We start from the raw sequence: 13507 nt of genomic DNA on the forward strand, positions 1-13507 counted from the left end.
TTTTAGCATTAATGTTTAACTGGCTAATTTTTCTTTTGGTGGAAATTTTGGGTCGTGCAAACCAAGCTCTTTAGCTCGCTCAACCAAAGTCATAATATCCATTTGTGATATATCAAACAGATCATGAATCGAATTTATGGTGTAGTACTGTGGTTGCATAATATCAATACGGTACGGCGTACGCAGTACATCAAGCACGTTCATTGGGCTAATTTCTGGCGTATTTGAGTATACATACTGAGTCTCTCCTGGGCTTGATAAAATGCCGCCGCCGTAAATACGCAGGCCATCTTCGGTTTGCATTAAACCAAATTCGACTGTGAACCAGTATATACGCGCAAGGTATACACGGTCCTTTTTCTGCGCTGCGTAACCTAATTGCCCGTACTTATGCGTAAACTCGGCAAAGTCAGGGTTAGTTAGCATGGCGCAATGGCCAAATATTTCATGGAAAATATCAGGCTCTTGTAGGTAGTCAAATTCTTCGCGGCTACGAATAAATGTAGCTACCGGAAACTGCTTGTTTGCCAATAATCTAAAAAACTCATCAAAGTCGATAAGCGCAGGTACTGGCGCAACTTGCCAACCGGTAGTGGCCAGCAACACTTCGTTTAGTTCGCTTAACTGCGGAATACGGTCGTGCGGCAGGTTAATCTTTTTTAACCCTTGCATGTACTCATCGCAGGCTTTGCCTTCAATGCACGCAAGTTGGCGCGCTACAAGCTCAGACCAAATTTTATTTTCCTCATCACTCCAGTGTATAACACCATTTTCGTCTGGTGTTTTGGATGTGTATTTACTTGCTTTAGCCATAAGTACCTTCTTGGGTGTGAGCCCTAAATCGGTGTCAGTGTGATACTCAAACCTGTTGAATATCGAATGACCCCATACTATGCAAAAGTGAAGAAAAGTTTAATAGATAGGCTAACATCAGTATTTAGCGCGATCAACTATATCGTAAATTTAAAATTACACTAATGGCACATTAGAAATACAGACCTTTAAATAAAGGCCTGTAGCTTATTTTAAGTGTATACAATTAAATACACCTAACCAATTTTAGTAAAAGCTTGGTCTAAATCACTAATAATATCGTTAACATCTTCAAGCCCAACCGAGAGTCTGATCAGCCCATCACTTATTCCAGCGGCAGCTCGCTCCTCTGGCGTATAAGGCGAGTGAGTCATAGATGCAGGATGCTGAATCAGTGTTTCAGCGTCGCCGAGGCTTACTGCAAGTGTACAAAGTTTCATACTATCAATAAATTGTGCGCCATCTTGTAGTGTGCCTTTTATTTCAAACGCAATAACACCACCAGCGGCTTTCATTTGATTACCAATAAACTTATAACCTGGGTGCGATTTAAGCCCCGGATAATATACGGTGCTTACTTGTGGGTGAGCTTCTAGATATTGCGCTATTGTTTGTGCGCTTTGACAATGGCGTTCTATTCTAATAGCGAGTGTTTTTAGGCCTCGATTAATTAGCCATGCATCGTGTGGGCTTATGGTTGCACCAATATCTTTTAATACGGTCATTTTAATGTGTGTTATGTGCTCAAGCGATCCACATACAATACCCGCTACTACGTCTCCGTGGCCGTTTAAGTACTTGGTCGCACTGTGCATTATAATGTCGATGCCGTATTTTTTAGGCGATTGCAGTAGCGGCGTTAAAAAGGTGTTGTCGACTACACTAATTAAACTGTGCTCTTTAGCAACTGCGCCAATGAGTGCCAAATCAATAACCGCCATAGTGGGGTTGATTGGCGTTTCTACAAATATCATTTTTGAATTAGCTTTGATGGCAGCGCGTAGTTCATCCTCGTTGGTCATATCAACAAAAGTGACTTCGATTCCCCAGCGCGGCAACATATGCGAGAAAAACGCAAAGGTACAACCATATAAAGCACTTGAGGCAACAAGATGATCTCCCTGCGATAAAAAGCTCAGTACTGAGGCAGATACAGCCCCCATACCTGTTGCGGTAGCAGCAGCTGCTTCACAGCTCTCTAGTTGAGCAACTTTTTGTTCAAGCTCTGTGGTTGTAGGGTTTCCTAAGCGCGTATAAATATAGCCAGGTTCGTCGCCTGCAAAACGCGCAGCACCTTGTGCGGCATTTTCAAAATGAAAGGTAGAGGTTTGATACAAAGGAGAACTGAGTGCGCCGTGCGGGTCGTTTGCTTTTTGTGGTCCGTGAATACACTGGGTGTTTATATGATGCTTGCTCATTGTAGGCTCATTTTTTGATTATTATGTTTTTGCGATTCAACAATCAAAACGTATGCGCTTACAAACAGCAAGCATGCCGGATGCTCAGATGGCTATTTGTGTAAAAACCATGCAGCGCACGTTTGTACACAAATATTGCCACTACCTTTACTACGTTGAATCAGCCTTTTTACGGCTCATAATTTTACCTGCGATGCTTTGCACAGTGCCTTTTAGTAAGCTGCGCTTGTTTTCAAGCCGTGGTAATGGGCGACTAAGCTCCATTGCTTTGTAACCAATACGCGCTGTAAAAATACCAGCACTGACCCCTTGCGCTGCCCGCCCCGAAAGCTTACCTAAAAGCTCAGCACTTAGTGCAGTTGCAGCAAGGTCAGATACAAGCTCAGCACTGCCTACAAACATAACTTGTTTTATCAACATACGGTAAAGCTTAATGCGGCTTGCGTAACCAAAACCAATGCCGTAAATTTTACCAATTTGTTCAATTAACTTAGTACCACGCCAAAGCACAGCCATCATATCCACCAGCGCAAGTGGGCTCAGGGCAACTAGCAGTGCGGATTCAGTCGCAAAACGATTTATAAGCTTTTTAGCTTTGGTGTCTTGGGTTATTAATAAACTGTTGGCGTACAGCGTCATTATTTCTTTGTCGCTGTGATGCATCGCTACTTGGTTTTTAAAGGTTTCAAAGTTATCAAGCTCCTGGTGTTTATTGAGCTTTTCGAGCCAAGGTAATGCACCGCCTACTTGCTCGCTGTTTAAAAGCCTGTCGGCTTCAACTCGGTGCAGTTGGTTACGCTTTAAACTGCGCAGCATTCGGTACTCTCGCCACAATAAGCGCCCTATTAGCAACACGCCACTTACAACCGCAGTTAAATAAACACTGCCTAAAATAATTGACTGCTCGAAAGCAAATACTAACGAGTACGCAAACTCTAAAAGCACCAGCACTATAAAACTAATAGCAAAAACACCTTTAAGTGTTTGCCACTTCGACTTTTTATAAACAGGTTCCAGATCTATTTCTGGCTCTAGTGCTTCATCTTCAAGTTCTTCGTAATCACTTTGCCCGTGCTGAATAATTTTTGCAGGTGCTAAAACGGGTTCGTTTTGCTCAATGCTTTGCGTATCTATACGACGCCCTGCTTGAAATGGTTGGTTTGACTCACTCATGTTAATTTGTCTCCTAGCAGGTACTGCATGACATGATCTAATCTAATATGTTTTAGTTGTTTATCGGGGCTCGGCATTGGAGAGAACGATAAAAACTCAAATCCCTGTTCTGGCCACTCATTTTTATTAAGCATCCGCGAGGGAGGTTGCGGCGGTAAATACGTAAGCCAATCTGGCTCGTTTAGCGGTTTACCATAAATACAGTCAAGCGTTTGGCCTTTGTCGGTAACTTGGCGCGGCTGCGTTGCTGTAATTGACGACATAGCCATGGTTTCTATTTTTACACCATCAAACTTTAAATGATTACTTTGCTCATGCACGAGCGAATCAAGTAGTAGTGCTAAATCTTTATGGTGTTTTGCACTTATGTGATCTGACTTATTAGCTGCAAATAATATTTTGTCTATGTTTGGCTTAAATAAACGTTTAAAAAAGCCCGACTCACCATAGTTAAAATGTGCGAGTAATTGGTTTATTACACTGCTTTGCTCTTGGAGTGTTTCGTGCCCTTCGTTTAAAGCACTAAGTACATCTACAAGTACGATTTGGCGATCGAAGTGTCTAAAATGCTCATTATAAAATGGTTTTACAACTTCTTTTATATAGGCGTTAAAGCGCTTAATTAAATGCGCTAAATTAGAACCCGCAACGACATCGTCACTGTTTATTTCACCCGATACCGGAAAAAACAATAACAATGGCGCGCCTTGTAGGTCGCCAGGCATTAGCATGCGCCCAGGTTGTAACATGGCAAGTTTGGTGTCTTTTTTAAGCCCGACTAACATGCTTTGATAAAGCTGAGCAATATGGGCAAGTGCGTTTTCATCAACGGGAGCGTTTAAGTCAAGTTGCTCAACGGCCGCTAAAAAGTCACTTGATGTGTTTACGCGCGAAGGCTGAGTTAATAACGGATATTGCTGCTCGCACCATTGAGCATAGCTTTGCTCAAGCATAGGTAAATCAAGGAGCCATTCACCCGGATAGTCAATAATATCTAAATAAAGCGTTGATTGCGGTGAAAAATGGCCGCGCAGCCCTGCATTACTTTGATACTTTATTGCTAAGCGTAGCGTATTAATACGCTCGGTAGATGCAGGCCATGTAGGCACCCCATCGCTTGGTAATAATGAATTTAGCGCGCGGGTATAATTAAACGTAGGGACTTTTAACGCCTCTTGCGGCACAACTTTAGTGGCCACATGGCGGTGCTCGCGCATTACATCAAAAAAAGGTAAGTTTTTATCGTCCGCTTGGGTTGTTAAGTGTTTAACAAGCGCGGTAATAAAGGCAGTTTTACCACTACCACTTAGGCCAGTTACGGCAAGCTTTACGTGTTGGTCTAAACTGCGATGAAGGGCTTTTTGTGCTTTGCCTTTAATGCTTTTAAAGGTCTTTTTTGCAAATGATTGGCTCATAAAGTGTCTTGCACCTAATTTGCCGTAATTTATCACGCTGCAAATAAGGTGCTATTAAATCCTTTAAAGTTTGTTAATTTCACGGCTCACCGTAAACTCGCTTGAAGTAACATGGCGCTCCATATCTTGAAGGCGAGTATCTACACGCGTTAAACGCTCTTTTAAATCTTGCAATGCGCGGCGCGGTGGCTCGCCCTTTTGCCATACTTTAAATTTTACTTCTAGCGGATCGTCAGTTTTAGTTGAGTTTTTAGTTTGCGCTGTTGCGGGCTCTTTTTTATCTAAAATGAACCAAGCTGCAATATACGCTACCACAAATAATGGGCCACCCGTTAGCAGTACCGCACTAACAAATATAATGCGAACTAACCATAACTCCATATTAAAGTAGTCACTTAATCCCGCACATACTCCGGCTATTTTACCGCGTTGTGGGTCTCTTAATAATTCGCGTTTGGCACTCATACTTTGCGTCTCCATTGTGGTGACTCTTGATCAAGCAATGCTTCAAGTGTTTCTAATCGATCAGCCATTTTTTCAGCTTTGTGTGCAAGCTCAAGTAATTGGCGATGTTCGTGCTCACTTAAACCTTGGCTTACTTGTTTTTTGCTACGGTAGTGCAAAATTAGCCACAGCGGAGCAACAAAAATCATAAACAAGATAAATGGTGCAACTAATATCTCTGGATCAAACATAATCCTCTCCTGACAATCCGTTTTGATGTTTTTAAGCTGGGGCACATGGGCCCCATATATTTTTATATGTAATTATTTATCAGCTAACTTCTTTTTAAGTTCGGCTAGCTCATCATCTATCTTTTCATTTTTTTGTAGATTAGCAATTTCATCCGCTAACGTCTTTTTACCTAAATCGTACGACTCAATTTGAGATTCTAGTCCATCAATTTTGGTTTCGTAACGTTCAAAGCGGTTAAGTGCTTCTTCTACTTTTGAGCTATCAAGTGTCTTTTTCACTTCAAGGCGCGACTCAGCCGAACGCTGGCGAAGTATAATCGCTTTTTGACGAGATTTAGCATCTGCTAGCTTTTCTTGTAACGTCGTTACTTCTTGCTGTAATTTCTCAATATGAGACTCTACATGTTCAAGCTCACTCGCTACTGAAGCAACTGCATCTGCCGACTTTTGCTTTTCAAGTAATGCTGAACGCGCTAAATCGTCGCGGTCTTTACTTAAAGCCAGTTCGGCTTTATCTTGCCAATCACTTACCTGCGCTTTAAGTGTATCTAAGCGGCGTACAATTTCTTTTTTCTCAGCCAATGTTTTAGCTGATGTAGAACGTACTTCAACAAGCGTATCTTCCATCTCTTGAATAATCAGACGAACCATTTTTTCTGGGTCTTCTGCTTTATCTAAAATGGCGTTGATATTAGAATTAACAATATCTGCAAAACGTGAAAAAATTCCCATAACATTTACCTCTGTAATTAAAACTTAGTTAGTCTGCTATAACTAGTATCAATATGCTTGCCAACTTTTTAAAAGTTAAAATACACTTTATTTTCATTACGTTAAACTAAATATACAAATTTCTTTAGTTATCCTTAATTATGAAATACACTAACTGTTAGTAAAAATGACCAAGAGTTAGGAAATATGAGCCAATATCGCCAACAGGATAATTTACTCGGCCAATCAGATAGCTTTCTGTCTGTATTAGATCAGGTATCGCAACTGGCTAATTTAGATAAACCGGTACTTATTATTGGTGAACGCGGCACAGGTAAAGAGCTAATAGCAGCACGCTTACACTTTTTATCAAAACGCTGGGATCAAAACTACGTAAAACTCAACTGTGCAGCGCTTAACGAAAACCTACTCGAAAGTGAATTATTTGGCCACGAAAGCGGTGCTTTTACGGGGGCAAGTAAACGTCACGAAGGTCGTTTTGAACGCGCTAACAGCGGCACACTGTTTTTAGATGAATTAGCTAATACCTCAGCTATGGTACAAGAAAAACTGCTGCGCGTTATAGAATACGGTGAGTTTGAACGTGTTGGCGGCAAACAAACTGTAAAAGTAGATACCCGCTTAGTGTGTGCGACAAACGAAGATCTTCCTTATTTGGCCGAGCAAGGTGAATTTAGAAGTGATTTACTCGATCGCCTTGCCTTTGATGTAATTACCCTACCACCACTGCGCGAACGCCAAGACGATATTATGCTTCTTGCTGAGCAGTTTGCGATGAACATGGCGCGCGATTTAGAGTGGGAACTGTTTAGCGGTTTTACCCGAAGCGCAACAGAAACACTGCTTAGTTATGATTGGCCTGGTAATATTCGTGAACTTAAAAATGTGGTTGAACGCAGTTTGTATCGCCACGGTAGTGAACATATTCCCGTTCACCAGATTATTTTAGACCCATTCGATAGCCCATTTAGACCAAAAGCGCGTATTAAAGCACCTGTAGCGGCTCAAACGGTTAATGCAGAGCCTATTGTTGTTGCGCCGCCGATTACTCAAACAAGCAATGATTCAGCCGTTGATATTCAATTTCCGTGCAGCTTAAAAGAGCGTTCAAACGACTTTGAAATAAACATGATTAATAAGGCACTCGAACATAGCCAATTTAATCAAAAGAAAACTGCAGAAGTACTTGGTTTAACGTATCATCAATTACGTGGTTATCTTAAAAAATACAACTTGTTGGATCAACAATAGTCAGAGGTTATGCGGGTGCATAAATTATTACTTGTTTTGCTTACCACCACTTTAGTTGGTTGCCTTGATAGCAAAGAAGAAATCATAGAAGAAAAAAACCAAGGCTTAGTTTATTGCGCTGAAGCTAACCCTGTGTCGTTTAATCCGCAAGTCACGACCACCGGTTCAACTATTGATATAATTGCTAACCAATTATACGACCGCTTAATTAGCATTGACCCTGTTACGGCAGAGTTTCAAAGTGAGCTGGCGACCGATTGGAAAATTAGCAAAGATGGTAAATCGGTTACCTTTACCCTACGTAAAGATGTAAAGTTTCATACAACTTCTTATTTTACCCCATCGCGGGACTTTAACGCCGACGACGTTATATTCACCTTTAGCCGATTATTCGATGTATATAATCCATATCACTTTGTGGGCGATGCCGATTACCCTTATTTTCAAAGTGTAGGAATTGATCAACTTATTCGCAAAATTGTGCGCGTGTCTGACTACCAAGTCCGTTTTGAATTGTTTAATCCTGAAAGTAGTTTTTTAGCTAATATGGCTACCGACTTTGCCGTGGTGCTTTCAGAAGAATACGCCATGAAACTTAAGAAAAATAATCAAAAAAACTTATTTGATCAGTACCCTATTGGCACCGGCCCGTATATTTATAAAGAATACCGCCGAGATCATCTTGTGCGCTTTTACCGTAACCCACTTTATTGGAAGCATGACGTTGCACTTGAGCAATTGGTTTACGATATAACCCCTAATGGCACTACGCGCATAGCAAAAATGCTGACTAAAGAGTGCGATGTAACGGCTCATCCAAGTAGTGCACAATTGAGCATTTTAGCGCAACGTGATGATATAAACGTCGAAAAAGAAACAAACTTAAACATAGGTTATTGGGCATTTAATACAGAGCGTGCCCCGTTTGACGACTTACGCGTACGCCAAGCGCTTGCGCACGCAATAGATGTAGATAAAATAATGCAGGCGGTTTATTACGGTAACGGTACTCGCGCACAATCTATTTTGCCGCCAACCTCTTGGGCATTTGAGCCACAAGAAGATATACCTACGTTTGATCCAGAACTTGCTAAAAAGTTACTTATTGAAGCAGGGTTGCCTAATGGCTTTGATATGACGATATGGGCTATGCCTGTGAGTCGTATTTATAATCCCAACGCACGTAAAATGGCTGAGCTTATGCAAAGTGATTTACGCAAAGTAGGCGTTAACGTCAGTATTGTAGAATATGAGTGGAATACGTTTATTCAACGTATTGGCGAGCATAGGCACGACAGTGTATTACTTGGTTGGGCCGCAGATACACCCGACCCTGATAACTTTTTTAGCCCGCTGCTGAGTTGCACCGCTACTTTTAGTGGCAAAAACCCTGCAAACTGGTGTAATCCCCAATTTGATTTATTGCTTACTAAAGCACTAGACACCACTGATTTAAACAAACGTAAAAAATACTACGAAGACGCACAAAGCTTAATTATTAAAGAGTTGCCGTTATTACCTATTGCTCATGGCCTGCGCTTTCAAGCAAGTAGCGCTGATGTGGAAGGCATAACACTTGGCCCGTTTGGTGCTATTTCGCTTGCTAATGCGAGGAAGAAATAATGATCGTAGATTATATTTTACGTCGCCTTGGTTTGTTCTTTTTTATGATACTAATGCTCAGCGTATTTACGTTTTCACTGGCGTATTTATTCCCCGGTGATCCGCTAAGTAACTTAAGTGGCATACCAAGTGGTAACTTTGCACAGCATAGTGAGCTTGAAGATAAATATTTATACAACAGCAATTACTTTATGCAATACATTGCCTTTTTAGGGAGAATATTTCAAGGCGATTGGGGGCTTTCGTTTGCCTCTGGTAATAGCGTATTTAGCCATATTATTGACTTACTACCGGCTACTTTAGAGCTAAGCGTATATGCACTAATTGTATCGGTTGTTATTGGTGTACCTACTGGTATTTTAGGCTCTGGCTATCATAAACGCTGGCCCGATAAACTTATAAACTCTGTCACTATGGTAGGTTATTCGATGCCTGTGTTTTGGCTCGCATTGTTGTTGATAATGGTTTTTTCATTAAAGCTTGGCTGGTTTCCTATGTCGGGCAGAATGGGCCTCCTTTACGAAATACCCGCCAGTACAGGGTTTATATTAATTGATATTGCTCTCGCTGGATTTCCATATAAAGGGATGGCCTTTGTTGATGCACTGCGCCATTTAACACTTCCTACTATTGTACTGGCCATGTATCCAACCACGGTATTAGTGCGCTTTACACGCGAGTCTATGCTTAAAGTAATGGATCAAAACTTTATTAAAACAGCTAGGGCAAAAGGCCTAAACCGCCGTCAACTTATCATGCACCATGCACTGCGTAATGCACTACTACCAGTAATTAAGCAAATTGGTTTGCAATTTAGCACCTTGATAACGCTTGCGATGATTACTGAAGTTATTTTTTCGTGGCCGGGTATTGGCCGTTGGTTAATCGATAGTATTTATCAGCGCGACTTTCCTGCAATTCAAGGTGGGTTAATGGCGGTATCTTTATTTGTTATTTTAGCCACTATCATAACTGAGCTTACTTACACTTTATTCGATCCACTCTCGCGGAATCAGGCCCATGGCAAAGTTTAATTTATTTTCTGAAGAGTCGAATAAATCGCCACTTGCGCGATTTTGGCGCAAATTTAAAAACAATCACCCAGCTTTGGTTGGTTTATGGATATTTATGGCGTTTGCATTATTGGCCGCCACAGCTCCTTTTTTAGCGCCCTATGGCGTAAACCAACAGCATAGTGATGCACTACTCATACCGCCCTCATGGCGAGAAATGGGCGATGTACGCTTTATTTTAGGCACCGATGATTTAGGCCGTGATGTACTCTCGCGCTTAATGAATGGTGCAACATATACGTTTGGACTTTCTGTTGTAGCAGCCCTAATCACGACCCTGTTTGGTGTATTAGTGGGGACTTTTGCAGGGATCAGTAAAGGGTTGCGTTCAAGCTTTTTAAATCATTTACTTGATATAACACTTTCTATTCCTTCTTTGTTATTGGCCATAATAATAATCGCCATACTCGGCCCTGGTTTAATGAATACCGTATGGGCAATTATTTTAGCGTTACTACCGCAATTTATTCACTCGGTGCGCAACCTAATTGTTGATGAATTAAGTAAAGATTACATTACTGCGTTTAGACTCGATGGCGCATCTAATTGGCATATAATATCGCGCGGTATTTTCCCTAATATTTATGAGCATATTGTGGTTGTATTCACGATGGCGCTTTCTACTGCGATATTAGATATTTCAGCACTGGGATTTTTAAAATTAGGGGCTCAACCACCGACGACCGAATGGGGCGCAATATTAGCCGAAAACTTAGGCCTTATTTATTTAGCGCCATGGACTGTAGCGCTACCTGGTGTACTGTTATTTTTAGCCGTGTTATCTACTAATTTAGTAGGCGATGGCCTACGACAAGTGCTAAAAGCACGTAAGGCTGATTAAATGCAATTACTCGATGTTCGTAACTTAACAATTGAACTACGCACCTCTGAAACTGTAATTAGAGCCGTAGACAGAGTGAGTTTTAGCTTAAAAGAAGGCGAAGTACATGCGCTAGTAGGCGAGTCTGGCTCTGGTAAAAGCCTAATAGCAAAAGCGATTATTGGAGTATTAAACGAACGCTGGGACATTACTGCAGACCGTATTCATTGGCGCGGCGTAGACCTAATGCGTTTAAGCCCAGAGAAACGCCGTAAAATAGTAAGCCAAGATATAGCGATGATCTATCAAGATCCAAGTCGCTGCCTTGACCCAACCGCTAAAATATTTGACCAAATTGCCGAAACATTGCCAGAGATCGCAACTAAAGGTTTCTTTTTAAAGCGCAACCGCGAGAGAAAAGACAGAGTAAAAGCGCTTATTCATAAGGTGGGTATTAAAAACCACGAAGCAGTACTAAGTAGTTACCCTCATGAGCTCTCAGAAGGCGTATGTCAAAAAGTAATGATTGCAATGGCCATTGCCCGCACGCCTAAGTTATTAATCGCTGATGAGCCAACTACAGCGCTTGAGAGCACAACTCGCGCACAAGTATTTAGATTACTAAAAAGCTTAAACCAACTTAAAAACATGTCTATTTTGATGATCTCTCATGAACTGGAAGAGATTGCACATTGGTCGCATGGCATTCATGTTTTATATTGCGGGCAAATGGTTGAAGCAGGCCCAACCCATGAAATATTTAAACAGCCTCGCCATCCATACACGCAAGCATTACTAAAAAGCCTGCCAGACTACGAACAAGGCTTAGCACATAAAGAACCTTTTTATGCGCTTAAAGGGACTATCCCTACTCTGCAACATTTGCCTATTGGCTGTCGCCTTGGGCCGCGTTGTCCACAAGCGCAAAAAGCCTGTGTGGTTACACCAGCCCTGACTAAGCATCATGGGCATAGTTATGCGTGTCACTTTCCGTTAATTAAGGACATGAAGTAATGCAGCCACTGTTAAAAGTACAAGCGCTTAGTAAAACCTTTAATGTGCGAGCTGGGCTTTTTTCACGTAAAAAGTTTGAAGTTCTTAAAAACATTTCATTTTGCGTAGGTAGAGGTGAAAGCATTGCCATAATTGGCGAAACAGGCGCAGGTAAAAGTACGTTGGCAAAACTACTTTCAGGAGCTGATAGTGCCGATAGCGGGCAAATTTTACTCGAGAATAATATTATCGAAGATAATGGCGTACGTGATAATCAATGTCGCCATATTCGTATGATTTTTCAAGATTCAGCGGCATCGCTCAACCCAGGGTTAACCATTGGCGAAATGCTTGATGATTGCCTGCAATATAATACTGAGCTTGATGCTAGTGAACGCACTGAAAAGATTGATGCAACGCTTTCAAAGGTGGGTTTGTTAATCGATCATAAACACTACTACCCGCATATGTTTAGTGTGGGGCAACTACAGCGTGTTGCATTTTCTCGTGCATTAATTTTAGATCCTAAGGTGATTGTGCTTGATGAAGCCGTTTCGTCTTTAGACCCTTCTATACGCGCTCAAATAGTGAATTTATTACTTAAGCTGCAGCGCGACACAGGCCTTACGTATGTGATGATCACCCATCATTTAAGTCTAGTGCGCCACATCAGTGATTATGTGGTTGTACTCGATAAAGGCGAAGTAGTTGAATACGGCCCTACTGAAGATGTTTTTCAAAACCCTCAATCAAAAGTAACGCAGCGTTTATTAAGCTGCTAAAACAGATTATAAATACCTAACTTTTTTGTAAGGTAACCGTATTTAACTAGGTCTTCTTGTTAATTGTATTTAATTAATAAGAGATCTCATGCTTAAACAAAAGTTACTACTTAGCCTTTCCCCCCTACTCTTTCTATCAGCCTCAGCTATTGCTGATACACCAAAAAAGATTAAAAACTGGGTTGGTGGCGTTGATCATTTAGGTTTAACCGTATCAAACTTAGATGCATCCGAAGCATTTTTTACTGATGTACTTGGCTTTAAAACGCTAGGAAATGACCCAGCCTATCCTGCTTATTTTTTATCAAACAATAAAATAACCATTACATTATGGCGCGTGAAAAACGATGCAAAACGTGTGGAGTTTAATCGAGCAGAAAATGTGGGCTTACACCATTTAGCACTCAGTGTTGAAAGTATCAAAAAGTTAAGCGAGCTACATGAACACTTAAAAATGCAAAATAATATTATTATAGAGTTTGCACCCGAAAACTTAGGTAGCAGCCCAACCCAACATATGATGATAAGAGAGCCTAGCGGCAATCGGATTGAGTTTATTGCCAGAGGTAATTAAAAGACAATAAAAAGGCGCTTTAAAAGCTGTCTCTTGATCACAAGTCTGACTCAAGAGATTTTGCTAAATCGTAGCCTTCAAGGATGGCTTGTAATTTAAGCCATCCTTGCCATAACACTTTCACAGATGCACGCCCTGTGCGCTT

The 13507-nt window shown here is 41.2% G+C and carries 14 protein-coding genes; 7 read left to right on the forward strand and 7 right to left on the reverse strand.

Annotated elements, in window-relative coordinates; translation table 11 throughout:
- Positions 1-15: 15 nt before the first annotated feature.
- The 7 genes from phhA to pspA form a co-directional block, all read right to left on the reverse strand.
- Positions 16-813 (reverse strand): phenylalanine 4-monooxygenase, encoded by a 798-nt coding sequence (gene phhA, locus I6F10_RS08175; protein WP_010553750.1) that lies wholly within the window; start codon positions 811-813, stop codon positions 16-18.
- 236 nt (positions 814-1049) lie between these two features.
- On the reverse strand, positions 1050-2231 hold the full coding sequence (megL, locus tag I6F10_RS08180) for a methionine gamma-lyase (RefSeq protein WP_197098716.1): 1182 nt from the start codon (positions 2229-2231) through the stop codon (positions 1050-1052).
- A gap of 150 nt (positions 2232-2381) precedes the next feature.
- Positions 2382-3404 (reverse strand): TIGR01620 family protein, encoded by a 1023-nt coding sequence (locus tag I6F10_RS08185; RefSeq protein ID WP_002958329.1) that lies wholly within the window; start codon positions 3402-3404, stop codon positions 2382-2384.
- Complete coding sequence (locus I6F10_RS08190; RefSeq protein WP_197098717.1) at positions 3401-4819, reverse strand: YcjX family protein; 1419 nt, start codon at positions 4817-4819, stop codon at positions 3401-3403. Before I6F10_RS08190 ends, I6F10_RS08185 begins: the two co-directional genes overlap by 4 nt.
- A 63-nt stretch (positions 4820-4882) precedes the next feature.
- On the reverse strand, positions 4883-5284 hold the full coding sequence (gene pspC / locus I6F10_RS08195) for an envelope stress response membrane protein PspC (protein WP_165742976.1): 402 nt from the start codon (positions 5282-5284) through the stop codon (positions 4883-4885).
- Positions 5281-5514, reverse strand: a complete 234-nt coding sequence (pspB, locus tag I6F10_RS08200; protein ID WP_024596504.1) for an envelope stress response membrane protein PspB — start codon at positions 5512-5514, stop codon at positions 5281-5283. The genes pspC and pspB overlap by 4 nt, the downstream gene beginning before the upstream one ends.
- 72 nt (positions 5515-5586) lie before the next feature.
- On the reverse strand, positions 5587-6246 hold the full coding sequence (gene pspA, locus I6F10_RS08205) for a phage shock protein PspA (RefSeq protein WP_007376832.1): 660 nt from the start codon (positions 6244-6246) through the stop codon (positions 5587-5589).
- Between the two features lie 186 nt (positions 6247-6432).
- Between pspA and pspF the strand changes: the two genes are divergently transcribed.
- The 7 genes from pspF to I6F10_RS08240 all read left to right on the forward strand — a co-directional run bounded on the left by pspF (position 6433) and on the right by I6F10_RS08240 (position 13362).
- Positions 6433-7497 (forward strand): phage shock protein operon transcriptional activator, encoded by a 1065-nt coding sequence (gene pspF, locus I6F10_RS08210; protein ID WP_138488751.1) that lies wholly within the window; start codon positions 6433-6435, stop codon positions 7495-7497.
- A 15-nt stretch (positions 7498-7512) separates the two neighbouring features.
- Positions 7513-9120: an ABC transporter substrate-binding protein gene (locus I6F10_RS08215; RefSeq protein ID WP_024596506.1), complete on the forward strand. Its 1608-nt coding sequence runs from the start codon at positions 7513-7515 to the stop codon at positions 9118-9120.
- Entirely contained in the window at positions 9120-10154 is a 1035-nt protein-coding gene (locus I6F10_RS08220) for an ABC transporter permease (protein WP_165742975.1), read from the forward strand. Before I6F10_RS08215 ends, I6F10_RS08220 begins: the two co-directional genes overlap by 1 nt.
- Entirely contained in the window at positions 10141-11034 is an 894-nt protein-coding gene (locus I6F10_RS08225) for an ABC transporter permease subunit (RefSeq protein ID WP_165742974.1), read from the forward strand. Before I6F10_RS08220 ends, I6F10_RS08225 begins: the two co-directional genes overlap by 14 nt.
- Positions 11035-12027 carry a peptide ABC transporter ATP-binding protein gene (locus tag I6F10_RS08230; protein ID WP_165742973.1) on the forward strand — a complete coding sequence of 331 codons (993 nt, stop codon included), beginning with the start codon at positions 11035-11037 and terminating at the stop codon, positions 12025-12027.
- Positions 12027-12788: an ATP-binding cassette domain-containing protein gene (locus tag I6F10_RS08235; protein WP_165742972.1), complete on the forward strand. Its 762-nt coding sequence runs from the start codon at positions 12027-12029 to the stop codon at positions 12786-12788. The genes I6F10_RS08230 and I6F10_RS08235 overlap by 1 nt, the downstream gene beginning before the upstream one ends.
- A gap of 88 nt (positions 12789-12876) precedes the next feature.
- A complete protein-coding gene (locus I6F10_RS08240) occupies positions 12877-13362 on the forward strand; it encodes a VOC family protein (RefSeq protein WP_165742971.1) in 486 nt (161 codons plus the stop codon).
- Positions 13363-13507: the final 145 nt, after the last annotated feature.

The organism is Pseudoalteromonas sp. SWYJZ98, assembly GCF_015864495.1.
Classification (GTDB): domain Bacteria; phylum Pseudomonadota; class Gammaproteobacteria; order Enterobacterales; family Alteromonadaceae; genus Pseudoalteromonas; species Pseudoalteromonas distincta.